Raw genomic sequence first — 24,053 nt, forward strand, 5'->3', positions numbered from 1 at the left:
CCTTTCCGGTGTTTTGCCGATTCGTTTACGGCACGGAGGCATTGACGCACCCGGAATCGGAGCCCATCATCGCAGCACGGCTGATGTCAACGTTGACATATGTCAACGATGACATCGAGGACTCGCGCTGATGGGACACCGCCCATGAAGACAAAGCTTTCGGCCGGCCTCCTCACCACCACCCTGATCGTCACCGGTGCCGCGGGTTGCGGCGGCAACGGCGGCGGCGGCCAGGGCGCCGCCGCCAAGCCCAAGGTCGGACTGATCACCAAGACCGAGACCAACCCGTTCTTCGTCAAGATGAAGGAAGGCGCCGAGAAGGCCGCCGAGGCCGGCGGCATGGAGCTGATGAGCGCGGCCGGCAAGTTCGACGGCGACAACGCCTCCCAGGTGACGGCCATCGAGAACATGGTCGCCGCCGGCGTGAAGGGCCTGCTCATCACCCCGAGCGACACCAAGGCCATCGTCCCGGCCATCAAGAAGGCCCGCGACGCCGGCGTCCTGGTCATCGCGCTCGACACCCCCACCCAGCCGCAGGAGGCCACCGACGCGCTGTTCGCGACCGACAACTTCAAGGCGGGCGAACTCATCGGCCAGTACGCCAAGGCCGCCATGGCCGGCAAACCCGCCAAGATCGCCACGCTCGACCTGGCGCCCGGCATCACGGTGGGGCAGCTCAGGCACGACGGCTTCCTCAAGGGATTCGGGATCCAGTCGGGAGACCCGTCCGTCGTCTGCTCCCAGGACACCCGGGGCGACCAGGCCAAGGGCCAGACCGCCATGGAGAACTGCCTGCAGAAGGTCCCCGACATCAACCTCGTCTACACCATCAACGAGCCCGCCGCGCTGGGCGCGTACACGGCGCTGAAGGCCAAGGGCCGCGAGAAGGACGTGCTGATCGTGTCCGTGGACGGCGGCTGCACCGGCACCAAGGCCGTGCGGTCGGGGCAGATCGCCGCCACCAGCCAGCAGTACCCGCTCAAGATGGCCGAAGACGGCGTCAAGGCCGTGGCCGCGTTCGCCAGGAACGGGCAGAAGGCCAGCGGCTACACCGACACCGGCGTCACCCTGATCACCGACAAGGCGGTCGCCGGCGTCCAGGCCCAGGACACCGCCTTCGGCCTGGCCAACTGCTGGGGCTGAGCAGCGTGACCGTGATGGAAGCGACGCTGCCGCGCCGCCTGATCAGCACCCCCGTGGCCGGTCCGCTGGCCGCGCTCCTGCTGGCCTGCCTGTTCTTCGGGCTGAACACCGGCCAGTTCTTCACCGGGCCCAACTTCTCCCTGATCATCCAGCAGGTCATGGTGGTCGGCACGCTGGCCATCGGGCAGACGCTCATCATCCTCACCGCGGGCATCGACCTGGCCAACGGCGCGATCATGGCGTTCGGCGGCATCGTGATGACCAAGCTGGCCGTGGACGGCGGCCTGCCCGCGCTGCTCGCCATCGCCGCCGGGCTCGCCGTGTGCGCCGCGTTCGGGCTGGTCAACGGGCTGCTGGTGACGCGGATCTCGCTGCCGCCGTTCATCGTGACGCTCGGCATGCTGAACGTGGTCTTCGCGCTGACCCACATCTACTCCGGCGAGCAGACGGTCACGGACCTGCCCGCGCCGCTGACGGTCCTCGGGCAGACGTTCCGGCTCGGCCAGACGAACGTCACCTACGGCTCGCTGCTGACGATCCTGCTGTTCCTGCTGTTCGCGTACCTGCTGGGGTCCACCGCGTGGGGCCGCCACGTGTACGCGCTCGGCAACAGCCCCGAGGTGGCCCGCCTGACCGGCATCAGGACGCGCCGCCTGACCGTCGGCATCTACACGCTGGCCGGCTTCGTGTACGGCATCGCCGCCCTGCTGCTCGTCTCCCGTACCGGCGTGGGGGACCCGCAGGCCGGCCAGACCGACAACCTGGACAGCATCACCGCGGTCGTGCTCGGCGGGACCAGCCTGTTCGGCGGCCGCGGGATGGTGCTCGGCACCCTGATCGGGGCGCTCATCGTGGGGGTGTTCCGCAACGGCCTGCAGCTCATGGGCGTACCGTCGATCTACCAGACGCTCATCACCGGCATCCTGGTGATCCTCGCCGTCGCCGTCGACCAGCTCTCCCGCAGGAGGAACCGATGACGAGCCCCGAGACCCCGGTCCTCCAGGCCCGCGGCCTGGTCAAGCGGTACGGTCACGTGACCGCGCTCGACGGCGCCGACTTCGACCTGCGGCCCGGCGAGGTGCTCGCGGTCATCGGCGACAACGGCGCGGGCAAGACGAGCCTGATCAAGGCGCTGACCGGCGCGCTCCAGCCCGACGCGGGCGAGATCCGGCTCGACGGCGAGCCGGTGCGCTTCCGCGACCCGCTGGACGCCCGCCGGCACGGCATCGAGACCGTCTACCAGGACCTGGCGGTCGCGGCCTCGCTGGACATCGCGACCAACATGTTCCTGGGCAGGGAGGTGCGCAAGCCGGGCGTGCTCGGCCGGGTCTTCCGGATGCTGGACAAGAAGCGCATGCGCGAGGAGTCGGCGCGGCACATGGCCGAGCTCAAGATCGGGCTGCGCTCGCTCACCCAGCCGGTCGAGTCGTTGTCGGGCGGGCAGCGCCAGGGCGTGGCCGTGGCCAGGGCGGTGGCCTGGGCGACGCACGTCGTCGTCATGGACGAGCCCACGGCGGCGCTCGGGGTCAAGGAGTCCGGCCAGGTGCTCGACATGATCAGGCGGGTCCGTGACCGGGGCACTCCGGTGGTGCTGATCAGCCACAACATGCCGCACGTGTTCGAGATCGCCGACCGCGTCCACGTCCAGCGCCTCGGCCGCAGGGTCGCCGAGATCGTCCCCGGCGAGCACAGCATGGCGGAGGTGGTGGCCATCATGACCGGCGCCCTCCAGGTGTCGGAGGGCAGGGCCGTGGTGGCGGACCAGGGCGCGGCGAAGGCGATCGGCCTGACGGGTCACTAGCGTGTCTTCCTGTCCACGGCTGAAGCCGGAGCTTCCGGCCGCCGTCCCGGTCAGGGCGGGGGACGGGGGACCGCTCAAACGGTTATGCGCCGCGGCCCGACGGGGTCGGTCATCGCCGCGTGGGTCAAGCGCCTGCTCCCCGGGCGCCTCGACGCTCAAGAGGATTCGATGAGCGCGATGCGGCGTCCCACGATGACCGATGTGGCCCGCGAGGTGGGGGTCACGGCGAAGACCGTCTCGCGGGTGCTCAACGACGACGGACCGGTCGCGGTGGAGACCCGCGAACGCGTCATGGCGGCGGTCCGCAAACTGGGCTACCAGCCGAACCTGATGGCCCGCAACATGCGGGTCGGCGCCCGGGACGCCGCCGTCGGGCTGGTCATCCCCGAGATGGGCAACCCGTTCTTCGGCATGGTCGCGGGCGGCATCGAGAGTGCCGTCCGCGCCCATGGCCTCACCCTCATCGTGGGCTCCTCCAGCGAGACGGCCGAGCTGGAGCAGTCGCTGATCGCCACGTTCCTGGCCCGCCGGGTGAGCGCGCTCATGATCGTTCCCTCGGCCGCCGGCGACCACCGCCACCTGCGCGCCGAGCGGGTGGCGGGCCTGCCGATCGTCTTCCTCGACCGGCCGGCCGTCGGGCTGCGGGCCGACAGCGTGGTCAGCGCCAACCGGGAGGGCGCCCGGGCCGGTGTCGCCCACCTGATCGCGTACGGCCACCGCAGGATCGGGTTCGTCGGCGACCTGCCCGCCACCCTCTACACCCGCCGCGAACGGCTCCAGGGCTACCGCGACGCCCTCGGCCGGGCGGGGCTGCCGTTCGAGCGCGCGCTGGTGGAGGCCGGTCACGACCAGGAGGCCGCGGCCGGCGCCACCCTGCGGCTGCTGGCGCTGGCCGATCCGCCGACGGCGCTGTTCGCGGCCAACAACCTCGCGTCGATGGGCGCGGTGCTGGCGCTGTCGCGGGCGGGGCGGCGGGACGTGGCGCTCGTCGGGTTCGACGACCTGCCGCTGGCCGAGGTGCTCGATCCGCCGCTGACGGTGGTGGCCCAGGATCCGGCGGGGATGGGGACGGCGGCGGCGGAGCTGGTGCTGTCGCGGCTGGACGGCGACCGGTCCGGGGCCCGCCGGTCGCTGGTGCCGACCCGGCTGCTGGTCCGGGGCTCGGGCGAGCTGCCGCCGCCGGCTCGGTGAACGAGCGGGGAGCCGCCTACGCTGGGCGGCTCCCCTTGAGCGGGGTCGCCCGGCTGGAGGGCGCCCCTTGGTGGAGGTGGCCCGGCTGGGCGGCCCCCTTGCTGGGGGTCGCCCGGTTGGAGGGGCTCCCCTCAGGCCGGGTGGTTCCTGGGCTTCGGGTGGTCAGTGTCCGACGGTGAACTGGCCCGCGAGCGGCCCGAGCGTCACCCCGTACGTGCCGGGCTCGGCGCGCCGCACGTCGAACGAGATCCGCGTGCTCCGCCCGTTGCGCAACGAGACGCTCGTGTGCTGTTCCTCCTCACCGTTGATCCGCAGCACCGCGTCGTACTCGCCCGCCAGCTCGCCCACGTTCTTCACCGAGGCCCGCACCCGGACCCGCCCGGAGCGCGAGACGGGTGGTGTGACCTCCAGGTCGCTCACCGTGAACAGCGCCTCGGGGCCGGCCACCCGGTCGTGCACGAACACGTCGAAGCGCCTGTTGGTGTCGCCCTCGACCAGGTTCCCCGAGTCGCTCTCGAAGACCACGTACCGCCCGTCCTCGCTGATCGACGGCAGGTCCGCCCAGCCGTCGCCCTCGGCTCCGCGCGGCGCGGTGGAGACGCGCTCGGTGGTCCCGGCCGCGACGTCGCGCACGAACACGTCGTTGCGCCCGTTGGCGTCGCCGCTGACGATGTCGCCACCGTCGCCGTAGAAGGCGACCGTACGGCCGTCGGCGCTGAGCGAGGGGGCGAATGACATGCCCGTGGAGCCGCCGCCGTTCAGCGCCGCCGAGACGAGGTCGGTCTTGCCGGTCGTCAGGTCCTGGACGTAGAGCTGGCCGAGGCCCACGCCGTTGGTGAAGGCCACCGCGGTCCCGTTCGCGCTGATCACCGGCCCGGTGCTCTCGGTGTCCGGGTGCGGCCCGGTGATCCGCCTGACCGTGCCGGTCTGCCGGTCCAGGACGAAGACGTCGTTGCCGTCGCCGTTCGCGTCCCCGGGGGCCAGTGTGGCGGCGCTGCTCTGGAAGGCCACGTACCGGCCGTCGGCGCTGATCGTCGCCTCCCGCGAGTACCCGTCGAGCTGGGCGCCGTCCGGGCCGACGGAGACGCGCTCGGTCGTGCCCGCCTGCCGGTCGCGCAGGAAGGCGTCGGTCTTGTCGTTCGTGTCGCCGGGCACCAGGTTGGTCGCGTCGCTGTTGAAGATCGCGTACCGGCCGTCCGCGCTGAACCGCGGCGCACCGGACAGCCCGTCACCCATGACGCCCTCGGACGACACCGAGATCATCTCCGTCTTCCCGGTCCGCCGGTCGTGCACGAAGGCGTCGGTCTGGCCGTTGGTGTCGCCGGGCACCAGGTTGGTGGCCCCGCTGCCGAACCCGGCCAGGCGCCCGTCCCGGCTGATCGTCGGCGACACCGAGAACGAGTCGGACAGACCGCCGCCGGAGGGCACCGAGACCCGCTCGGTCACCCGGGTACGCAGGTCGGTGGCGAAGATGTCCAGCTCACCGTTGGTGTCGTCGTCGCCGAGGTTCGAGGCGGGGCTGGCGAACACCACCACGGTGCCGTCGCCGCTCAGCTCCGGCCACCACGCCTCGTGGTTGCCCTGCCGCCCGTCGGTGCCCAGCGACACCCGGTCGGTGTCCGGCGCCCGCGGCAGGCTCACGTCCGCCTCGCCCTTCCGCCTGCCCACCGCCACCGCTACCGGCTCCGACCGTGACACCCCGGGCGCGTTCGCGGAGACCTCGTAGTCGCCGTAGGGCACGTCCTTGATGGTGTACCGGCCGTTGCCGTCGGTCGTCGCGGCCAGCGGGTCGGGCACGCCGAGCACCGAGACCCTGGCGCCGGGCACCGTCGAGCCGGTCGGCTCGTACACCACCCGGCCCGAGATCGTGCCCCAGCGGGTCCGGTCCAGCTCGACGCGTGCGCCGGAGAACCGATCGGCCTGGACGCGTACGCTCTCCGAGCGCGTCTCATAGCCGAACCTGGACAGCGTCAGCTCGTACCTGCCCGGGGCCAGCCGCAGCTCGAAGCGCCCGGCGGCGTCCGTCACCGCCTTGCGGCCGTCCGGGCGGGCGACCGTCACGCCGGCCAGCGGGCGGCGGGTGCGCTCGTCGGTGACGGTGCCGCGCACGCCGCTCTCCAGCGCCGCCTCCGCGACCGCGGCGGCCGCGTCGATACGGCCCCGGCCGATCCGCGGGTTCGGGCGCGGGCCGTAGCGGTCGTCGGAGAACGACGTGCCCTGCAGGATCTCCAGCGCGCCGTCCACCGTCAGGTCCGGGCGGGCCTGCAGCATGAGGGCGACCGTGCCGGACACGTGCGGGGTGGCCATCGAGGTGCCGCTCAGCAGCGCGTACTCGCCGCCGGGCATCGAGGACAGCACGTCCACGCCGGGCGCCGCCACATCCGGTACGACGTACGAGTCCGGCCATTCCGCCGGCGCGTCGATCCAGTCGGTACGCGTGACGACGCCGCCGCAGGAGAAGTCCGGCACGGTGTCGTCGGCGTCGGTCGCGCCCACGGCCACGGCCTCGTACACGTTGCCCGGGCTGGCCGACGACCCGGCCGCGCAGTCGTTGCCGATGGCGAAGGAGGGGAACGCGCCGGCCAGGTAGATGTTCCTGGCGGGCTCGATCAGCTCGCCGGAGTAGCCCTCGCCGCCCAGCGACATGCTCACCACGTCGGCCGGCTCGCCCGCCGGGCTGCCGTCGGCGGCGAACGGCGCGACCGCCCACTGCATGCCGGCGATGACCTGCGCGAGCGTTCCCGAGCCGCCCGGGATGACCAGCCCGGCCATCAGCTCGGCGCCGGGCGCGACACCGATCTGCGTGCCGGAGGCGTTCCCGCCCGCGATCGTGCCCGCCACGTGCGTGCCGTGGTAGGCGCTGTCGTGCGGCTCGGAGGCCACCGGCTTGCCGTCGGCGTCGAACTCGATCCAGCCGCCCGGGTGCCGGGCGTCCGCCGCGTCATCGGAGACGAGCTTGCCCTTCAGATCGGGGTGGGTGAGGTCGATGCCCGTGTCGAGCACGGCCACCCGCACGCCCGTGCCGGTGATTCCGGAGCTCTGCACCTTGTCGGCGCCGATCTTCCGTACGCCCCAGGCGGTCTGCTCGGCCGCCTTCCCGGCCTCCGGGCCGCGCTGGGGCTCGGGGGCGGTCAGGGTGAAGTTGGGGATGATCCGCTCGACCACGTCCAGCTCGGCCAGGGCCTTCAGGGTGGCGGGCGTGGCGCGTACCAGGACCATGTTCTTCAGCCAGAACGTGTTGAGCACCTGGTCGCCGCGCGACTCGACGAGCTGGACCACCGGGTCCTGCGCGGGCTTGACACTCGCCGAGAGCGCGGCCCGTGCCTCGGCGCGGGACTTCAGCGCCGGCAGGCGCGGCGCGCCGCGCAGCACGACGGCCGCCTCGACGCCGCCGCCTCGCAGGTTCGCGGTCAGCTTGGGGTCGATCTTCGGCGCCGGCTCCGGCTCCGCGGCGGCCCCGCCTGCGGTGGTGTTCGAGGCGATGGGCGCGATGGGCGCGGCCGTCGCGGGGCTCGCGGCGAACGTCCCGAACACCAGCACGACGGCGGATAAGGCGGCTGTGACCAGGCCTCGCCCGGGGGTTGTTCGGCGGGGGGACAGCGGCATGACGCTCCTTCGTTCCTGTGGCCTCATGGGCCATTGGTGCGTATGAACGCTGACATCATCCGATCTTTGCTGACAAGCTAAGTTGATGACGAGTTTCGGTCATGTGACGTAAACCCGACACGAGGAGGGCGCGGTGCTGGAGGCGATCGGGCTCGGCCACCAGGACGAGGAGGTCTACGACGCCCTGGTCAGCCGGACCCAGGCGACGGTGGCGGAGATCGTGCACGACTGCCACCTGCCGGCCTCGGCGGCCCGGCGGATCCTGCAGTCGCTGGTCGAGCTGGGCCTGGCCACCCGCGCGACCGGCCGGCCCACCCGCTACGTCGCCGTCTCGCCGGACAGCAGCCTGGAGGCCATCCTGCGGGAGCGCGAACGCGAGCTGGACGGCGTGCGTGCGCACATCCGGGCGCTGATGGACGTCTACCGCGCCAACACCCGCTTCGCCCACCCCGGCGAGCTGATCGAGGTGGTCTCGGGCCGGGACGAGGTCAACCACCGGTGGGTGCAGATGCAGCAGGACACGCGGGCGCAGATGCGCGGCTTCGACCGCCCGCCGTACGCGGCTCCGCGGCAGCACGCCGAGTCCAACCCGATCGAGCTCAACCTCCTGCGGCGCGGCGTGAAGTACCGCGTCATCTACGACACCAGCGTGCTGGAGCTGCCGGGCTGGCTGGAGGACGTCACGGCCGGCATGCAGCATGGGGAGCAGGCCAGGATCGCCGCGAACCTGCCGATGAAGCTGGCCATCTCCGACGACCGGCTGGCCATCATCCCGCTGCTGCGGGCGGGCGACAGCGTGGTCACGGCGTCGTACCTGATCCATCCGTCGCCTCTGCTGGACGCGCTGGTGGCGTTGTTCGAGGCGTTGTGGGAGCGCAGCGTCCCGGTGCGGCTGACCGCTCCGGGCGGGGAGCTGTCGGAGGATGAGGAGCGGCTGCTGACGTTGCTGGCGTCGGGCGCGACGGACAAGGCCGCCAGCCGGGCCCTGGGGTGGAGCGAGCGCACGGTGCAACGCCACCTCACGAAGCTGATGCGCCGGCTGGGTGCCCAGACCCGCTTCCAGGTCGCCATGGAGGCGACCCGCCGCGGCTGGATCTGACGGATTTTCCGCTTCCCTCTCAGGTAATAGGTGGTGGTTTCCTGAGGGGGAAGCAGAGCGGGTCTTACGGCGGCGGGGGAGGGGCCGGAAGCTAGCCGTCGCTGTTGCGCAGGCCCGCGAACAGGTCCTCCTCGTGGGCGGGGGCGCCCACCTTGCTCAGCTTGCGCTCGAAGGCTTCGTGGGAGAACGCCTGCTGCTGCGCCTCCTCCGGCATGCGCAGGAGGAAGATGTTCTCTCCCTGGCTCTCGTGCGCCTTGAGGGCCTTGAGCTTGCGCTCGACGTAGGGGCTGATGTCGACGACGCTGGTGATCCGCTCATCGGGGGTGCCGAAGTCGTCGGAGGGCTGGAAGTCGCCGAGGTCGAGCCCGCTGTCGCGCATCAGCTCGAACATCCGCTTGATCGCGGCCCGGGGGATGGCCGTGTAGTAGAGCTTGTCGGGAATGTCGGTCAGCTCGGTGGCCGCCACCGTGACGCGGTGGGTCTGCACGTGATCCGGGTGGTTGTAGCCACTGCCACCCGTCTCGTCGTAGGTCACCACGACCTGCGGCCGGTAGTGCTCCATCAGCGCCGCCAGCCGCGCCGCGGCCGCCTCGACCGGCACGTTGGCGAACGCGTCGGGATGGGCGTTGGTGTCCCAGCCCTCCATGCCGGAGTCACGATAACCGAGCAATTCCAGATGGTCGATGCCCAGGTGCGCGACCGACTCCCGCAACTCGCCCAGCCGCCGCTCGGCCACGGCCTCGGGATCATGTCCGGCCTCGCCCGGCTTGACACCGTCCTGGCCGTCCCCCTGCTCGCCGTTGGTGCAGGTGACCAGAACCGTGCGGATGCCCTCGTCGGTGTAACGAGCGAGAATGCCGCCCGTGCTCAGGCACTCGTCGTCAGGGTGGGCGTGCACGACCATCAAAGTCAGTTGGCGTTCCATGGCTCGAACCCTAGCCCCCACCCCCGACAATCGCGGGACCGCCACCTGCTCGTCTGCCGGGCGGATTCCCGGCAATCCCGAAAGTCCCCTGCGCGGGCGGTTGCCGTCGGTCCCTGTGGCCGGGCGCGGGAAGGCCGTAAGGTGGGAACGTGTATTCGACGGAGGTTTCCCGGCGTATCAGCGCGCCGCCGCAGGCCGTCTATCGGGCGCTCGTCGACGCGGACGCGATCGCCCGGTGGCGGGCGCCGGAGGGTATGAGCTCCCATGTGCATGAGTTCGACGCCCGTGAAGGCGGTGCGTTCCGGGTGTCGCTCACCTACGACGTACCGACCGAAACCGGCAAGTCGGCGGCGCACACCGACACCTACCACGGGCGCTTTGTCCGGCTTGTGCCGGGCGAGCGGGTGGTCGAGGTGTTCGAGTTCGAGACGGGGGATCCGGCGCTGCGCGGCGAGATGACGATGACGACGACGCTGAGCGAGATGGACGGGGGCACCGAGGTGAGCATTCTGCACGAGGGGATCCCCGACGTCGTGCCCGCCGCCGACAACGAGACCGGCACCCGGATGGCCCTGGACAACCTCGCCAAGCTGGTCGGGTCGGACTAGAGGGGGGAGGCCACATACTGGGCCACCCCGTTGCCGAAGGACCAGTCGATCGACTCGTTCTCGGTCACGCTGATGAGCACGTTGCGTGGCTCCGTGCCCGCGTACTCGTGGGCGAGGTCGGCGATGCGCCGGTACATGGCCTGCTTCTGGGCGGGCGTGCGGCCTGAGCGCATGGTGATCGCGACGAACACCACGCCGTCGTCGCGGGCCATGTCGGGGAAGGTGCCGTACCGCAGGGTGCCGGTGGTGCCGTCGTGGCCGGTCACGACCTGGAAGTAGTCGTCGGCCGGGACGCCGACGGTCTCCACGAGGGCGTCGTGCACGGCGCGGCCGAGCGCGTCGAGGCGTCCGGCGTCGCTCCGGAGCGTGTCGATGCGGACGAAGGGCATGGTTCATCTTCCTTTCGAGTGGGTCAGCAGGCCGAGGGCGCCGTCGACGGCCGTGGCGTACGCGTCGGACCGGCCGGTGGCGCGGGCCAGCACGTAGCCGCCCTGCACCACGGCGACCAGCGCGGCGGCCGTGGCGGCGGGGTCGAGCGCGGTGTCCAGCTCGCCGTCCTCGCGGCCCTGTGCGAGCAGCCCGGCCAGCCGGCCGGCGAGCCAGGCGAACGTCTCCTCGACCGGCTTGCGCAGCACCGGGTCGGCCATGACGTCGGGGTCCTGGGTGAGGCGGCCCACCGGGCAGCCCTTCAGCGCGTCCCGCTCGCGGCGCAGGTAGGCGGTCACCCGCTGGACCACGCTGCCGGGTCCGGTGAAAGCGGCCTCGGCCCTTTCCCTCAGCTCCTCCGCGCTGCGGGTGATCGCGGCCAGCGCCAGGTCGGGTTTGCCGGAGAAGTGGTGGTACATACTGCCTTGGCCCGCGCCCGACCGCTGCTGGATGGCCTTGGGGCTCGTGCCCACGTAGCCGCGTTCCCACAGCAGCTCGCGGGTGCTCTCGATGAGCCGTTCCCTCGTGTCCATGCCTACATACTAGTAGGTACAGAGCGGCCCGGATGTCGTGGGCCCGGCTCCTACGTGGCCCGACCGCCGGCGCGGGCCAGGTCGTCCGCGCGGACGCGGGCCGCGGCCGCCGCGCCGTGCTCGCCGAGCAGGTCGGCCAGGGCCGCCTGCTTGAGCCAGTTGTACGGGCTGCACGGCCGTATGTTGATCCGCTCGCTCACCAGCATCCTGGCCACGTCCAGCCGCCCCGCCCGCAGGGCGGCCTCCAGGAGGGTCCGCTGGACCGCGTCCCGCTGCGCGTGGCTGCCGCCGAACTCGTTGATCCGGTGCCTGATCGGAAGGAGCAGATCCAGCACCGACGCGTGGTCGCCCCGGCCGAAGGCCACGACGGCACGGCACACCGGCAGCCCGATCTGGAGTGTCATGTCCAGGTTCGTGACCCCCGGGCGCGGCTCCAGCACGTATGCCTCCCGCGCCGCGATCAGCTTCTCCGCGTCCGCGACCCGCCCCGCGCCCACGTACGACATGACCGCGTGCATGTCGTTGAACGCGTAGAACGGCTCGGCCACCAGCGGCGGCCACGCCTCGGCCAGGGCGAGCCAGCGTTCCGGCTGGCCGGAGCCCTCCAGGTGGAGCCGCCAGAGCAGGGCGGCGGCGTCGAGCAGCTCCATGCAGGACCGCCCGCCGGCCAGCACCGAGTCGTAGATCGCCAGTGCCCGCGGCACGTCGCCGGACTCCAGGGCGTACAGGCTGTAGTGCCACCAGTTGTGGATGTTGAAGAAGGTGCCCGTGGACCAGTCCCGCGTCCGCGCGTCGAGGTAGCGCAGGCCGTCGCCGAAGCGCCCCTGCATCTCGTAGGTGTGCACCACCGCGTGGATGCCCCACACGTCACGCGGGTTGAGCTCCACCGCGCGCAGCCCCACCTCCTCGGAGCGGTCGTAGTGCCCGGCCTCCTCCAGGCCGAAGGCGTACATGCCGAGCAGGTGGCCGAAGTGCCGGTCGTCCTCCCGCCAGGCGGACAGCGCGCCGCCGATCCGGTCGCGCAGCGAGCGCGCGTCGCCGGTGAAGAAGTCGATCTGGTGGCCGACGGCCAGCGCCAGCGCGTCACGCGGATGCTCCACGGTGATCTCGCCGAGCAGTGCCCCGCACGTCAGGAAGTCGCCGTCGAGCAGGGCCTGGACGGCCGCGACGTGCGCGCGCTCGCGGGGGAGCAGGGCCGCCCCGTCGGTTGCGCGGCGGTAGGCCCCGAACCGCGCCCGCGCCTTGCGGGCGTCCTCCGCCTCGGTGGTCAGCAGCCCCAGATACGCCGACAGGACGTTGGCCATCGTGAAACCGGGCGACTCGGCCAGCGCCGCCTTCGTCTCGGCGGCGACCTCCACCCGGAAGTGCAGCAGCTCGTCGATCGCCCGGTCGTAGTGCTGTGCGGCGGCGGTGCCGGCCCCGGTCATCGCCAGGCCGTGCTGGTCGGTGGTCACCGGACCAATGTACCCACCGGCCCGGTGGGAAATAGGGGCCGCCGCCGTGCGTGAAGGGAAAGGGCCGTGCTCAGAGCGAGCGGCGGGCCACCACGGCCCGGCCCATGGACGGGTCGTCACAGAACGCGCCGTCGATGCCGAGGTCGATGAGCCGCGACAGCCAGCCCATCACGTCACCGGTCGCCCGCGGGTAGGCCGGGCTCGCCGGGTCGCCCAGCCGGTAGTCGGCGGGGAGCCGGGAGTTCTCGTTGCGTACCGTCCAGACGTGCACGTCGAGCCGCCTGCGGTGGGCGTCGGAGACCAGCGTCGTGGGCTGCGTGGTCCGGCCGGAGGCGTCCTGGGGCAATCGAAGGACTGGATGTACGCCTTGCGCACGCGATGCCGGTCCAGCACCTCCAGCAGCGGCTCCTCCAGCGACAGGCGGACACAGGGTCCCGGTGCGGATGATCGGCACCGTCCCGTGGAAGATTGGGGGACATGACCGATCTCAATGGCCGCGTGGCCCTGCTGACCGGCGCGTCCGGCGGCATCGGGCGGGCGCTCGGGCACCGGCTCATCGCCGCAGGGGTGCGAACGGCCTTCACGTACGGCTCCCGCGCCCGCCAGGCCGACGAGCTGGTTTCCGAGTCGCGGGCCGCGGGCGTGGAGGCGGTCGCGTTCCCGGGCGACCTGGCCGATCCCCAGGTGCCGACCGCCCTGCTGGGCGCCACGGCCGAGACGCTCGGCCCGGTCGACCTGCTGATCGCCAACGCCGGCTACGCCGTCCAGCGGGACTACACCGACGTGGACCCCGCCACGTGGGAGCGGACGATGGCCGTCAACCTGCGGGCGCCCTTTCTGCTGGCCCAGCGGGCGCTGCCGGGGATGGCGGAGCGGGGGTTCGGGCGGGTGCTGTTCATGTCGTCGGTCGCGGGCTTCACCGGCGGCGTCGTCGGCCCGCACTACGCGGCCTCCAAGGCCGGGCTGCACGCCCTGGTCCACTTCCTGGCCGCGCGGGTGGCCCGGCGCGGCGTGACCGTGAACGCCCTGGCACCCGCGTTCATCGAGGACACCGGCATGCTGCCCGCCACGGCCGACCCGGGCGACCTGCCGGTGGGGCGGTACGGGCGGCCCGAGGAGGTGGCCGACCTGGCGATGGCCGTCCTGGGCAACGGTTTCGTCACCAGCCAGGTGATGAGCGTGGACGGCGGCGCCTACCCACGCTGACGACCGCCCCGACGCCGTGAGCCCGCGGCCCGAGACGCCGGGACTCCGCGCCGCTCGCCCGCCCCACGGCCGCCGCTCAGGACGTGGCGCCGGAGCGGGCCGCCTGTTCGAGGTCGGTGACGATCGTCTCGACCGGGGGCAGGGCGAGCATGCGCTGCCGGGCGTTGAGGGCCTGGGCGATCGTCCGTGAGTCGCCGAGCAGGCGGCGGCACGTGGCCGAGATGGTGGCGGGGTCGTCGCCGGGCAGGCGGTCGCCCAGCCCGAGCCGCCGGATCCGCTCGGCGTTGCGGGGCTGGTCGCCGAAGCGCGGCAGCACCGCCATGGGGACGCCCGCCGCCACGGCCTCCCGGACGCTGTTGTAGCCGCCGTGCGTGACGAACAGCCGCGCGTAGGGCAGCAGCGTGGGCTGCGGGAAACGCGCCACGACGCGGACGTCGCTCCCCGGCGGCGGCGCCTGCACCGGCAGGCCCCCGGTGGCGACGAGCGCGTGGCAGTCCAGCCGCGACAACCCGGTGATGATGGCGTCGAGCAGCTCCACGGTCTGGAAGAGCCGGTCCGGCGTGGCCCCGTCGGGCCGCGGCGGCGGCAGGTGCGGCAGGTGCGGCAGCACGGTGCCCACGGAGGCCAGCACGAGCGGCCGGCCGGTGCGCAGGTCGCCCGCCCACTCCTCCAGGCACGACTCCGACGGGTCGACGACGGCGGGCTGCCGGTAGAGGAGCGTGCGCTTGGCCGGGTAGGCGTCGAAGGAGTATTCGGGCGGCATGCAGTCGAGCCGGCCGAACCCGTTGACGGCGTACGGCTCGGTGGCCCGGGGCAGCCCGAGCCGCGCACGGCGCTCGTTGAGCACGGGCAGCAGGATGGCCGGGTTGATGTGGTTGGCGGCGCCCGAGGGCGCGACCACGAGCGGCACGCCGAGCGCCTCGGCCACCAGCCGGCCCGCCAGCTCACCGCCGTCGCGCACGATCAGGTCGGGCCGGAAGTCCCGGGCGAGGGGCATCAGCGCCGCGAAGTCCGCCATCAGCAGCGGCCCCATGAAGATCTTGAACCACAACTCGTCGATCGGGCACGGCGTGAGGGGAGTGTGGCCGGCCGGGTCGCCCATGATCGGGGCGACCGTCACCGCCGGGCCCGACAGCATGGGCGCGGGCAGCTCCGGCGCCGCGACCAGCACCTCGTGCCCGGCCTCCGCCAGCGCCGACACCAGCGGCAACATGGCCCGGGCGTGTGACATCGACCCCGTGACGGTGCACAACACACGCACGCCGGCTCCCTTCCCCCCGAATCCGGACACCCGACGCATCCTGGAACCCTAGGTTACCTGGAGTGGCGGCCTCACTACCGGAGCGGCCCCGAGCGGTCCGCGGAGTTTCGGCCCGGCCGCGATCAGGAGGGGGCGGTTCCCGGGGCGGAGGCGATCTGCCGGTAGTGCTCGGCCGCCTGGGCCATGTCGCGGCTGAGGAGCCGGAAGAACCGGCTCGCGGCCCGGAGCCGGGCGCTGGCCGGGGAGTGGGCGCCGAGGACCTCGACGCCTTCCTCCGTCGTGTCGGCGTATTTCGTCATCGTGCGGCTGTTCAGCACCCACGCCCGGTACCAGACGTCCTCGTCGACGAAGTAGCGCTCGCGCCGGTCCTCGCGCTCGCGCCTGAGGAGGTTGACGCCGTCGAGCCAGCGGACGGCCTTGGAGATCGAGGCGGGGCTGACCTGCAGCCACTCGACCAGCTCGGCCACGGTCCGGTGGCCGGAGTCGCTGGTGAGCAGGCAGGCCATCACCCTGCCCGCCATCATCGGCACCCCGCCGCCCTCGGTCAGCATCGCGGTGAGCTTCTCCTCCAGCTCCCGCACCGCCCGGGGGTCGCGCGCGCCGGTGTCCGGGGCCGCCGGGGCGCTCGGTGGCGGGATCCGGCGGCGGGCGCGCCATCCGGTGGCCTGCTGCGCCCGGGCCGCGCGGTAGGCGTGCGGGCCGCCGTTGCGGGCGATCTCGCGGCCGACCGTCGATCTCGGCCGTCCCAGCCGCCGGGCGATCTCCGCGTAGCTGAGCCCTTCCGCCAGCCCTTCGGCGATCTTGCGGCGATCCTCGTACGTCAGGTGGCCTCCCGGCATACGCCCTCCCGGCGGTTGGTCGTCGCGTCCGCACAAGTATGCGGCCGAGAGCACCGATTGTGACAATCGGCAGCGAGGTGTTGCATTTCCAGCACTCGCTATTGCGCCACTTGAACGCCTATGACCTGCTGAAACAGGCTTTCTGGCTTGCTGAATTCCCAAACGCATCCGTAGCGTTTCCCCTTGCGTGAACGATCGTCGTTCCGCGGAGGGACCTGCCATGACCGCCAAGATCTGTCTCGTCACCGGTGCCTCGTCCGGCATCGGCCACGCCACCGCGCTCGAGCTCCTGCGCGCCGGCCACACCGTCTACGGCGCGGCGCGCCGGGTCCACCGGATGGCGGCGATCCAGGAGGCCGGAGGCCACGCCCTGCCGATGGACGTGACCGAGGAGGAAGACCTCCAACGGGCCGTCCGTACCGTCCTGGACGCGCACCAGCGCATCGACGTCCTGGTGAACAACGCCGGAGCCGTGCTCCACGGCGCCGTCGAGGACACGCCCCTGGCGATGGCGCGCGCCGAGTTCGAGGTCAACGTGTTCGCGCCGGCCCGGCTGGCGCAACTCGTGCTGCCGCACATGCGGGAGCGGGGCTCGGGCGTCATCGTCAACGTGTCCTCGGTCGGCGGCGAGATCGCCCTGCCGCTCGGCGCCTGGTACTACGCCTCCAAGCACGCCCTGGAGGCCTTCTCCGACACCCTGCGCATGGAGGTCGGGGCCTTCGGCATCGACGTCGTCGTCGTCCAGCCCGGCATCATCAAGACCGACTTCGAGGCCGGGACCGCGCGCCAGCTCCGCGAGATCTCCGGGAGCGGCGCCTACCGGCAGCAGGCCGAGGCCATGGCGCACGCGGCCGAGACGCGAGCGGCCGGGGACGGCCCGGCCTCGGACCCCGAGGTGGTCGCGGTCACCATCCGGCAGGCCGTCGAGTCGGCCCGGCCGGAGACCCGCTACGTCGTGGGCTGGCGGGCCGAGGAACTCCTCAACCTGGGCAGAACCCTCACCGACCGCGAATTCGACGCGGCGGTGACCCGGGCCGCGGAACCGGCACGGCGATGAGCCGCATCCCACCACACCCGCCATCGGAGAAACCCATGACCCCTGCCATCGCCGTTTCCGGGCTCGTCAAGGCCTACGGGCGGGCCCGCGCGCTCGACGGGCTCGACCTCACCGTGGCCGCCGGGGAGGTGCACGGCCTTCTGGGCCCCAACGGCGCGGGGAAGAGCACCGCCATCCGCATCCTGCTGGGCCTGGTGCGGGCCACCTCCGGCAGCGCCAGGCTGCTGGGCGGCGACCCCTGGGCGGACGCCGTCACGCTGCACCGGCGGCTCGCGTACGTGCCGGGAGACGTGGAGCTGTGGCCCAACCTCACCGGAGGCGAGGCCATCGACCTGCTCGGCCGGCTGCGCGGCGGGCTCGACCCCGGGCGCCGGGACGCGTTGGTCGAGCGGTTCGGGCTCGATCCGAAGAAGAAGGCCCGTACCTACTCCAAGGGCAACCGCCAGAAGGTCGCCCTCGTCGCCGCGCTGGCCGCCGACGTGGAGCTGCTGATCCTGGACGAGCCGACGAGCGGTCTGGACCCGCTGATGGAGGCGGTGTTCCAGCAGGTCGTCACGGAGGCCAAGGACGCCGGCCGTACCATCCTGCTGTCCAGCCACATCCTCGCCGAGGTCGAGAGGCTCGCCGACCGGATCACCATCATCCGGGACGGGCGGGCCGTGGAGTCGGGGACGCTCGCGGAGCTGCGGCACCTGACCCGCACGACGATCGAGGCGAGCACGGCCGTCCCGGTCACCGGCCTCGACCTGCTCCCCGGCGTCCACGAGCCGGAGGCCGTGGACGGGACCGTGCGGTTCAGCGTGGACGCCCGGCACCTCGACACCGCGGTCCGGCACCTGGCCGGGTTCGGCGTCCGCTCGCTGGTCAGCCACCCGCCGACACTTGAGGAGCTCATGCTCCGGCACTACGGGAACGGGGCGGCGGCATGACCGCCACGCTGTCCCGGGCGCGTGGCCGCACCGGATCGCGAGCGGCGGGCGCCCCCCTGACCGGCACCGGCGCGATGTTCCGGCTGGCGCTGCGCCGCGACCGGATCAAGCTGCCCCTGTGGGTGCTCGGCATCACGGCCCTCGTCCCGCGCTTCTACGGCGCGGCCACGACCGTCGTCGCCCCGACGCCGGAGGCCAGGTACGAGGCCACCCGGATGGTCCAGGGCTCGTTCATGAAGGCCCTGGCCGGGCCCGTCTTCGGGGACACGGCCGGCACCTCGCAGCAGTACTTCCTGGTCGCCTACTGGGTGGAGTTCCTGCTGGCCGCCGCGCTGATGAGCCTGCTGCTCGTCACCCGGCACACCCGGGCGGAGGAGCAGAGCGGCCGGGCCGAGCTCATCCGGGCGGCCGTCGTGGGCCGGCACGCCCAGCTCACCGCGGCGCTGCTCCTCGCGCTGGCCGGCAACGCCGCCCTCGCGCTCTGCACCGCCGCCGCGGCGGCCGCCGCGGGCTTCCCCGCCGGCAGCGCGCTGCTGTTCGGCGCCTCCCTCGCCGCGGCCGGGCTGGTGTTCGGCGCGCTCACCGCGGTCACCGCCCAGGTCACCGAGCACCCCAGAGGGGCTGCCGGGCTCGCGGGCGTGGCGCTCGCCGGGGCCTGGATGCTGCGCGGGGCGGGAGCGCTGCAGAGCCGGGAAGGCGGCCCGCTGTTCTGGCTGTCGCCGATCGGCTGGCCGCAGCAGACCCGGGTGCTGGCCGACGAGCGCTGGTGGCCGCTCGGCCTGCCGGTCCTGCTCGCCGGGCTCCTGGTCGCGGGCGCGTACGCGCTGGCGGAGCGCCGCGACCTCGGCGCCTCCCTGGTGGCCCCACGTCCCGGCCGCGCCACGGCGCCTGCCTGGGTGCGCTCGCCGTTCACGCTCGCGCTGCGGCTCCAGCGGGCGGCCGTCGGCTGGTGGGCGGCCGCGTACCTGGCCGTCGGCCTCGTCCTCGGGGCCATGACCGGCGGCATGCTGACCACCGACCTGCCCGTCTTCTCGGCCGGGGCGGACTCCGGGCGAGCCTGGATCGGCCTCATGGTGTTCACCGGTTCCCTCTACACGGCCGTCTTCGCGGTGCTGTCGGTGCTACGGCTCCGGACGGAGGAGGTGCGCGGCCGTACCGGTCCCGTGCTGGCCGGGCCGACCGGCAGAGTGTCCTGGTTCGGGGCGTGGCTGCTGGTCTCCGCCCTGGCCGTGGTGGTCCTGCCGGCGGTGTACGGAGCCGGGCTCGGCGCCGGCGCCGCCCTGTCGACGGGCGATCCCGCCTACGTGGGCGAGGCCACCCGGGCGAGCCTGGTCCGCGTCCCGGAGATGCTGGTGCTGCTCGCCGTCCCGGCCGCGCTGCTGGGGCTGGCCCCGCGGGCCCTCGGCCTGGCCTGGGTCGTGCTCGTGTACAGCGGGTTCGTGACGGTCCTGGGGCCGTACGCGGGCCTGCCGGACTGGGTGGTCGACACCTCGGTGCTGTCCCACCTGCCCTGGACCCCGCTGAGCGCGTCCGCCCCGGTGGCCATGGCGGTGCTGACCGCACTCGCCGCGATCCTGACGGCCCTCGGCCTGTACGGCCTGCGCCGCCGCGACCTCACCACCGGCTGAGCGGCGCCCGCGTTTGCGGTTTACCGCCATCGAGGTCGGCGGTCCGAGCCGGCGAGTCCCCTGCGTCACACTGGGACGGTGATACACGACGGGGACGCGGGCGTACCGGGCTCGCTGGCGAGGGTTCTGGCGGACGTGGCGGCGGAGCGGTCGGCCCAGGACGCGAAATTCGGCATGCAGGTGCTCCCCGACGGGACCGGCGGCCCGGCGCGGGAGACCGACTCGGACCAGGCCCGCCAGGAGACGGAGGATTCCGCCAGGGCCGGCACCCTGACCTGGCGGCACATCCTGGCCGAGGAGATCCTGGAGGCGTTCGCGGAGTCGGACCCGGACCGGCTGCGCGCCGAACTCGTCCAGGCGGCCGCCGTGGCCGTGAAATGGATCCAGGCCCTCGACCGCCGCCCGGCCCCGTCACCCACCACCCCCGGCTTCGATCCGGCTCCCGAACCGGTGGCGGCCGACCGTTTCCGGCCCATCGTCGACGTGCACATCCTGCTGCGCCGCCACGCCCCCGGTCCTGCCGCCGCGGGCGGCGAGGTGCTGCTCGGCAGGCGCTCCGGCACCGGTTACGGCGACGGCCTGTGGCACCTGCCCGCCGGCCACCTCGAGGCGGGCGAATCGGTGGCCGGCGCGGCCGTCCGGGAGGCGAAGGAGGAGCTGGGCGTGACGATCGACCCCGCCCACCTGACCCTGGTCCACGTCATGCACCGCGCCCCCGAACGTCTCGGCCTGTTCTTCAGCACCGGCACCTGGGCCGGCGAGCCTTACAACGCCGAGCCGGACAAATGCTCAGAACTCGCCTGGTGGCCCATGAACGCCCTGCCACCCGACATGATCGACTATCCGGCGGCGGCCATCGCGCACATCCTCGACCGCGTTCCGCTCGCCCTCCACGGATGGCCGGCGGAAGACTGACGCGGGTCACGGGCGGGAGCCCCGGCAATGCTACAAGTCATTGACGGGGCATCGTCCCTGTGTAGAAGATTTCTCTACACATGTCCGCCTGCGGATGAGGTCGGCCAATGACGTCCGAGTCGTTCAACGCCAGCGTCTATCTCGTGGACCGCCAGGTCGAGGCAGGCCGAGGGGATCACGTCGCGCTCACCGGCCCCGCGGGCGCGGCGACCTACGCGCAGCTCGCCGCGCACGTCGCCGCCCTGGCCGCCGGGTTACGGAACGTGGGCGTCAGGCCCGAGGAGCGGGTGCTGCTGGTCATGTCGGACCGGCCCGAGACGGTGATCACCATCCTGGCCGTCATGCGGATGGGCGCGGTGGCCGTACCGGTGTCCACCATGTACAACGGCGCCGAGCTGGGGGCGCTGGTCCGGGACTCGCGGGCGCGGGTCGTCGTGGCCACGCCCGAGTTCGAGCCGACCGTGCGGGAGGCGCTGCTCGAAGCGCCCGAGGTGGAGGTGCTCGTGCTCACGGACGCCGCCGGGACTGCGCCGGGCGACCCGGCCGGGCGATCCGGCGGGACCTCCGAGGTGAGCATCCGCCGCTGGTCCGACCTGACGGAGACCGGCGGAGGGCCCGCCCCCGCGTACGACACCTGGCGCGATTCCCCCGCCCTGTGGCTCTACACCTCGGGCACCACCGGCGCGCCCAAGGCCGCCATGCACCGCCACGGCGCCATCCGGGACGTCTATGAGACCTACGGCCGCCAGGTCCTGGGCATCCGCCCGGAGGACCGGTGCCTCTCCGTGGCCAGGCTGTTCTTCGCCTACGGCATCGGCAACTCCATGTTCTTCCCGCTGGCCGCCGGCGCCACCACCATCCTCGACCCGGCCCGCCCCACGCCCGCCGGAGTGCTGGCCGGCGTGAGCGAGCACCGGCCGACGCTGTTCTTCGCGGGCCCCACGTTCTTCGCCGCGCTCCTCGCCGCGGACGCGCCCGACACCGCCTTCCAGTCGGTACGCCTGTCCGTCTCGGCGGGCGAGGCCCTGCCCGCCGAGATCTACCGCCGGTTCACCGGCCGCTTCGGCACCGACATCCTCGACGGCCTCGGCTCCACCGAGGCGCTGCACATCTTCATCTCCAACCGCCCTGGCCAGGTGCGCCCCGGCAGCTCCGGGACCGTCGTGCCGGGGTACGAGGCCAAGCTGCTCGACGACTTCGGCGCCCCCGTCAAGGACGGCGAGCCCGGCCACCTGTACGTCCGCGGCGACTCCGTGGCCGACGGCTACTGGTGCCGCTCGGCCACCACCCGCCAGGTGTTCCAGGGCGAGTGGCTGCGCACGGGCGACACGTACATCCGCGGCGAGGACGGCTTCTACCAGTGCCTGGGCCGCTCCAACGACATGATCAAGTCGGGCGGCATCTGGGTGTCGCCGATGGAGGTCGAGGGCCGGCTGCTGCAGCACGCGTCGGTCGGCGAGTGCGCCGTCGTGGCCTACATCGACGGCGAGGGGCTGGAGAAGCCGGTGGCGTGCGTGGTCTCCGCCCCGGGCCGGGCGGTGGACGCCGCCGAACTCGTCGCCTTCTGCCGGGACGGCCTGGCCTCGTTCAAACGCCCGCGCGAGGTGCTGGTCCTGGACGAGCTGCCCAAGACGGCGACCGGGAAGATCCAGCGCGTGGTCGTCCGCCGCATCGCCGCCGAGCTGCTGAGCAAGCGCGAAGCCCAGAGAGGCCGGGCACGCGTCGCCCACCGGCGGGTCACAGGTCAGAGGTGAAGAGGGGCTCGTCACCGGACAGGACGCTGCCGAAGAACTCCTCGTCGGTGAGGAAGTCGTGCAGGAGCTCCGACAGGCCGGTGCCCTGGCCGCTGAAGAGCTCCTTGCCCACGTGGAGGACGATGGTCCAGGCGTCGGGGTCGTCGCCGGCGGCGAGCCAGTAGCCGGTGTCGCCGTTGTCGGTGAGCAGGCACGGATACAGCAGGCCGGGGATCGTGGCCGCGTCCAGGTCCCCGGGGATGTTCTCCCACTCGGAGACGCCGGCCAGCTCCCGGACCGTGTCGATCAGCTCCGCCTCCTCGCCGAGCAGGCCGCCGCCGTGGGAGCCGAGCGGGTGCCGCAGCCAGAGGAAGTCCCGGAAACGACCGGGCGGCAGGTGGTCGCACAACCGCTTGTAGTCGGTGGGCAGCCGGTGGCCCACCTCCGTCTCGATCACCGCCCAGTCCAGGGCCCAGAACGGACGGCGCGGCACGTGGGGGGCCAGGAGCGCGAGGACCTCGTCCGTCAGATCCCGCGTCATGCGTCCCCGCCGAGTGCCACCGGGGCGGAAACGGGAAGCGGCGGGGAATCGCGCCTGGGGTCGTCTGCCATGGCAGCGGACATTACCGGACTCGTACGGCATCTCCCTTCACCCGAAAATTCCGTCCGGCCGGTGTCCATCGGGGCGCATCCCGTTCGTGGACATCCTGCTGCCCACCCAACGCGAGGTCGCGGGCCTGCTCGCGCTGATGCTGCTGATCCACGCGCGGCGCGCGGCCCGTACCGGAGCGGGTGGCGAACTCGTGCTGCTGGACGAGCAGGACCGCGGCCGCTGGGACCGTTCGATGATCGAGGAAGGGCTCTCCCTGGTGCGGGCCGCGCTGACCGGCGGCCCGCCCGGCCCCTACGCGGCCTACCGCCGGGCACTCGAACTGGCCGGCGCCGAGCCCGAACGCGCCCACCTGCGCCGCCGCCTGGCGGCCCTCGAAGCCCCGGCGAAGGCTGACGGCTAGCCCGGTCGCGTGCCGTAGACGGTGACCGCGAATGGTCGCGCGCAGGCCGTGTGGACCTGCTCGGTGAGGCGGGACAGCGACGCGTGCGCGTCCAGATAGCGGTGCAGCCGGGCGGCCTCGGGCCAGGGATGCACCGCCACCAGCACGCCGCCGGGCCCGAGCAGGCCGCCGAGCTGCGCCGAGGCGCGGCACAGCCGCTCGTGGCGGCCCAGGTAGTAGAGCGTCTCGGAGCAGAACACCAGGTCGAAGCGGGGCTCGGCCCGGTGGGTGAGGATGTCGGCCCGGATGAAACGCACCCGCCCGTCCTCCGGAACCCGCCGCCGGGCCCGCGCGAGCGCCCGCTCCGACACGTCCACCCCGATGATCTCGGCCTCGGGGTAGGCCGCCGCGAGCGCCCGGGTGAACACCCCCTCGCTGCAGCCCACCTCGATGATCCGCCGATAGGGCCGGGCCGGGAGCTGCCTGAGCGTCGAGCGGTATTTCTCCTGCTCGTAGCCGTCGGTCGCGAGCCGCCACGGATCGGGGACCCGGTGCCGCCAGTCGAAGTAGCGGCGCAGGACCACCTCCTGCCCCGCCGGTGACAGCAGGGACAGCGCCCGGAAGAACGCACGGTGCATGATCTCGGGCAGGCTCGGCATGCGGCCCCCTCTCGGTGGGACGCGCGCCGCGTCCCTGAAGTCGTCGCC

General features: G+C 72.7%; 22 protein-coding genes and 1 pseudogene. 13 read left to right on the forward strand and 10 right to left on the reverse strand.

Annotated features, from left to right (window positions below):
* Positions 1-144: 144 nt before the first annotated feature.
* From ABGB18_RS03905 to ABGB18_RS03920, 4 genes are all read left to right on the forward strand, one after another.
* Complete coding sequence (locus ABGB18_RS03905; protein ID WP_347693914.1) at positions 145-1,143, forward strand: sugar ABC transporter substrate-binding protein; 999 nt, start codon at positions 145-147, stop codon at positions 1,141-1,143.
* 14 nt (positions 1,144-1,157) lie between these two features.
* Positions 1,158-2,120 (forward strand): ABC transporter permease, encoded by a 963-nt coding sequence (locus ABGB18_RS03910; RefSeq protein ID WP_347693915.1) that lies wholly within the window; start codon positions 1,158-1,160, stop codon positions 2,118-2,120.
* Positions 2,117-2,944 (forward strand): ATP-binding cassette domain-containing protein, encoded by an 828-nt coding sequence (locus ABGB18_RS03915; RefSeq protein WP_347693916.1) that lies wholly within the window; start codon positions 2,117-2,119, stop codon positions 2,942-2,944. Before ABGB18_RS03910 ends, ABGB18_RS03915 begins: the two co-directional genes overlap by 4 nt.
* 168 nt (positions 2,945-3,112) lie before the next feature.
* Positions 3,113-4,135, forward strand: coding sequence for a LacI family DNA-binding transcriptional regulator (locus ABGB18_RS03920; protein WP_347693917.1), 1,023 nt, complete (start codon positions 3,113-3,115; stop codon positions 4,133-4,135).
* A gap of 162 nt (positions 4,136-4,297) precedes the next feature.
* Here the strand turns inward: ABGB18_RS03920 and ABGB18_RS03925 are convergent, their stop codons facing one another.
* Positions 4,298-7,741: a S8 family serine peptidase gene (locus tag ABGB18_RS03925; RefSeq protein WP_347693918.1), complete on the reverse strand. Its 3,444-nt coding sequence runs from the start codon at positions 7,739-7,741 to the stop codon at positions 4,298-4,300.
* Between the two features lie 133 nt (positions 7,742-7,874).
* On the opposite strand from ABGB18_RS03925, the gene ABGB18_RS03930 reads away from it, so the two are divergent.
* Complete coding sequence (locus tag ABGB18_RS03930) at positions 7,875-8,840, forward strand: helix-turn-helix domain-containing protein (protein ID WP_347693919.1); 966 nt, start codon at positions 7,875-7,877, stop codon at positions 8,838-8,840.
* 91 nt (positions 8,841-8,931) lie between these two features.
* On the opposite strand, the gene ABGB18_RS03935 is transcribed toward ABGB18_RS03930, so the two are convergent.
* Positions 8,932-9,765: a PIG-L family deacetylase gene (locus ABGB18_RS03935; protein WP_347693920.1), complete on the reverse strand. Its 834-nt coding sequence runs from the start codon at positions 9,763-9,765 to the stop codon at positions 8,932-8,934.
* 149 nt (positions 9,766-9,914) lie between these two features.
* Between ABGB18_RS03935 and ABGB18_RS03940 the strand changes: the two genes are divergently transcribed.
* Positions 9,915-10,373 carry an SRPBCC family protein gene (locus tag ABGB18_RS03940; RefSeq protein ID WP_347693921.1) on the forward strand — a complete coding sequence of 153 codons (459 nt, stop codon included), beginning with the start codon at positions 9,915-9,917 and terminating at the stop codon, positions 10,371-10,373.
* On the opposite strand, the gene ABGB18_RS03945 is transcribed toward ABGB18_RS03940, so the two are convergent.
* The 4 genes from ABGB18_RS03945 to ABGB18_RS03960 all read right to left on the reverse strand — a co-directional run bounded on the left by ABGB18_RS03945 (position 10,370) and on the right by ABGB18_RS03960 (position 13,132).
* Positions 10,370-10,762 carry a tautomerase family protein gene (locus ABGB18_RS03945; protein WP_347693922.1) on the reverse strand — a complete coding sequence of 131 codons (393 nt, stop codon included), beginning with the start codon at positions 10,760-10,762 and terminating at the stop codon, positions 10,370-10,372. The genes ABGB18_RS03940 and ABGB18_RS03945 overlap by 4 nt on opposite strands.
* 3 nt (positions 10,763-10,765) lie before the next feature.
* Complete coding sequence (locus ABGB18_RS03950) at positions 10,766-11,332, reverse strand: TetR/AcrR family transcriptional regulator (protein WP_347693923.1); 567 nt, start codon at positions 11,330-11,332, stop codon at positions 10,766-10,768.
* A gap of 50 nt (positions 11,333-11,382) precedes the next feature.
* Positions 11,383-12,786 (reverse strand): tetratricopeptide repeat protein, encoded by a 1,404-nt coding sequence (locus ABGB18_RS03955; protein WP_347693924.1) that lies wholly within the window; start codon positions 12,784-12,786, stop codon positions 11,383-11,385.
* A gap of 70 nt (positions 12,787-12,856) precedes the next feature.
* Complete coding sequence (locus ABGB18_RS03960) at positions 12,857-13,132, reverse strand: glycerophosphodiester phosphodiesterase family protein (RefSeq protein WP_347693925.1); 276 nt, start codon at positions 13,130-13,132, stop codon at positions 12,857-12,859.
* Positions 13,133-13,263: 131 nt separating this feature from the next.
* Here ABGB18_RS03960 and ABGB18_RS03965 point away from each other — a divergent pair, with 131 nt between their 5' ends.
* On the forward strand, positions 13,264-13,992 hold the full coding sequence (locus tag ABGB18_RS03965) for an SDR family NAD(P)-dependent oxidoreductase (RefSeq protein WP_347693926.1): 729 nt from the start codon (positions 13,264-13,266) through the stop codon (positions 13,990-13,992).
* 76 nt (positions 13,993-14,068) lie between these two features.
* Here the strand turns inward: ABGB18_RS03965 and ABGB18_RS03970 are convergent, their stop codons facing one another.
* Together ABGB18_RS03970 and ABGB18_RS03975 are read right to left on the reverse strand one after the other, a co-directional pair.
* Positions 14,069-15,253: a glycosyltransferase gene (locus tag ABGB18_RS03970; RefSeq protein ID WP_347693927.1), complete on the reverse strand. Its 1,185-nt coding sequence runs from the start codon at positions 15,251-15,253 to the stop codon at positions 14,069-14,071.
* Between the two features lie 641 nt (positions 15,254-15,894).
* Positions 15,895-16,356 (reverse strand): annotated as a pseudogene (locus tag ABGB18_RS03975) (helix-turn-helix domain-containing protein); the annotation flags it as partial.
* On the opposite strand from ABGB18_RS03975, the gene ABGB18_RS03980 reads away from it, so the two are divergent.
* The 5 genes from ABGB18_RS03980 to ABGB18_RS04000 all read left to right on the forward strand — a co-directional run bounded on the left by ABGB18_RS03980 (position 16,313) and on the right by ABGB18_RS04000 (position 22,375).
* Positions 16,313-17,149, forward strand: a complete 837-nt coding sequence (locus ABGB18_RS03980; protein WP_347693928.1) for an oxidoreductase — start codon at positions 16,313-16,315, stop codon at positions 17,147-17,149. The pseudogene ABGB18_RS03975 and the gene ABGB18_RS03980 sit on opposite strands and share 44 nt — an antisense overlap.
* Positions 17,150-17,184: 35 nt before the next feature.
* Complete coding sequence (locus ABGB18_RS03985; RefSeq protein WP_347693929.1) at positions 17,185-18,078, forward strand: ABC transporter ATP-binding protein; 894 nt, start codon at positions 17,185-17,187, stop codon at positions 18,076-18,078.
* Positions 18,075-19,706 carry an anibiotic ABC transporter efflux pump gene (locus tag ABGB18_RS03990; RefSeq protein ID WP_347693930.1) on the forward strand — a complete coding sequence of 544 codons (1,632 nt, stop codon included), beginning with the start codon at positions 18,075-18,077 and terminating at the stop codon, positions 19,704-19,706. Before ABGB18_RS03985 ends, ABGB18_RS03990 begins: the two co-directional genes overlap by 4 nt.
* A gap of 78 nt (positions 19,707-19,784) precedes the next feature.
* Positions 19,785-20,621 carry an NUDIX domain-containing protein gene (locus ABGB18_RS03995; RefSeq protein WP_347693931.1) on the forward strand — a complete coding sequence of 279 codons (837 nt, stop codon included), beginning with the start codon at positions 19,785-19,787 and terminating at the stop codon, positions 20,619-20,621.
* 107 nt (positions 20,622-20,728) lie between these two features.
* Positions 20,729-22,375 (forward strand): benzoate-CoA ligase family protein, encoded by a 1,647-nt coding sequence (locus ABGB18_RS04000; protein WP_347693932.1) that lies wholly within the window; start codon positions 20,729-20,731, stop codon positions 22,373-22,375.
* Here the strand turns inward: ABGB18_RS04000 and ABGB18_RS04005 are convergent.
* On the reverse strand, positions 22,359-22,895 hold the full coding sequence (locus ABGB18_RS04005) for a hypothetical protein (RefSeq protein ID WP_347693933.1): 537 nt from the start codon (positions 22,893-22,895) through the stop codon (positions 22,359-22,361). The genes ABGB18_RS04000 and ABGB18_RS04005 overlap by 17 nt on opposite strands.
* A 157-nt stretch (positions 22,896-23,052) precedes the next feature.
* On the opposite strand from ABGB18_RS04005, the gene ABGB18_RS04010 reads away from it, so the two are divergent.
* Positions 23,053-23,367: a DUF6596 domain-containing protein gene (locus tag ABGB18_RS04010; RefSeq protein ID WP_347693934.1), complete on the forward strand. Its 315-nt coding sequence runs from the start codon at positions 23,053-23,055 to the stop codon at positions 23,365-23,367.
* Here the strand turns inward: ABGB18_RS04010 and ABGB18_RS04015 are convergent.
* On the reverse strand, positions 23,364-24,005 hold the full coding sequence (locus tag ABGB18_RS04015) for an SAM-dependent methyltransferase (RefSeq protein ID WP_347693935.1): 642 nt from the start codon (positions 24,003-24,005) through the stop codon (positions 23,364-23,366). The genes ABGB18_RS04010 and ABGB18_RS04015 overlap by 4 nt on opposite strands.
* Between the last annotated feature and the right edge of the window lie 48 nt (positions 24,006-24,053).

The sequence above is a fragment of the Nonomuraea sp. B12E4 genome, from assembly GCF_039871825.1.
Classification (GTDB): Bacteria; Actinomycetota; Actinomycetes; order Streptosporangiales; family Streptosporangiaceae; genus Nonomuraea.

What these genes read in the sequence shown, in the direction of transcription:
- ABGB18_RS03905 (WP_347693914.1), top strand. Translation starts at nt 145, where the DNA reads ATGAAGACAAAGCTTTCGGCCGGCCTCCTCACCACCACCCTGATCGTC.
- ABGB18_RS03910 (WP_347693915.1), top strand. Translation starts at nt 1,158, where the DNA reads ATGGAAGCGACGCTGCCGCGCCGCCTGATCAGCACCCCCGTGGCCGGT.
- ABGB18_RS03915 (WP_347693916.1), top strand. Translation starts at nt 2,117, where the DNA reads ATGACGAGCCCCGAGACCCCGGTCCTCCAGGCCCGCGGCCTGGTCAAG.
- ABGB18_RS03920 (WP_347693917.1), top strand. Translation starts at nt 3,113, where the DNA reads ATGAGCGCGATGCGGCGTCCCACGATGACCGATGTGGCCCGCGAGGTG.
- ABGB18_RS03925 (WP_347693918.1), bottom strand. Translation starts at nt 7,741, where the DNA reads ATGCCGCTGTCCCCCCGCCGAACAACCCCCGGGCGAGGCCTGGTCACA.
- ABGB18_RS03935 (WP_347693920.1), bottom strand. Translation starts at nt 9,765, where the DNA reads ATGGAACGCCAACTGACTTTGATGGTCGTGCACGCCCACCCTGACGAC.
- ABGB18_RS03945 (WP_347693922.1), bottom strand. Translation starts at nt 10,762, where the DNA reads ATGCCCTTCGTCCGCATCGACACGCTCCGGAGCGACGCCGGACGCCTC.
- ABGB18_RS03950 (WP_347693923.1), bottom strand. Translation starts at nt 11,332, where the DNA reads ATGGACACGAGGGAACGGCTCATCGAGAGCACCCGCGAGCTGCTGTGG.
- ABGB18_RS03965 (WP_347693926.1), top strand. Translation starts at nt 13,264, where the DNA reads ATGACCGATCTCAATGGCCGCGTGGCCCTGCTGACCGGCGCGTCCGGC.
- ABGB18_RS03980 (WP_347693928.1), top strand. Translation starts at nt 16,313, where the DNA reads ATGACCGCCAAGATCTGTCTCGTCACCGGTGCCTCGTCCGGCATCGGC.
- ABGB18_RS03985 (WP_347693929.1), top strand. Translation starts at nt 17,185, where the DNA reads ATGACCCCTGCCATCGCCGTTTCCGGGCTCGTCAAGGCCTACGGGCGG.
- ABGB18_RS03990 (WP_347693930.1), top strand. Translation starts at nt 18,075, where the DNA reads ATGACCGCCACGCTGTCCCGGGCGCGTGGCCGCACCGGATCGCGAGCG.
- ABGB18_RS04000 (WP_347693932.1), top strand. Translation starts at nt 20,729, where the DNA reads ATGACGTCCGAGTCGTTCAACGCCAGCGTCTATCTCGTGGACCGCCAG.
- ABGB18_RS04005 (WP_347693933.1), bottom strand. Translation starts at nt 22,895, where the DNA reads ATGACGCGGGATCTGACGGACGAGGTCCTCGCGCTCCTGGCCCCCCAC.
- ABGB18_RS04015 (WP_347693935.1), bottom strand. Translation starts at nt 24,005, where the DNA reads ATGCCGAGCCTGCCCGAGATCATGCACCGTGCGTTCTTCCGGGCGCTG.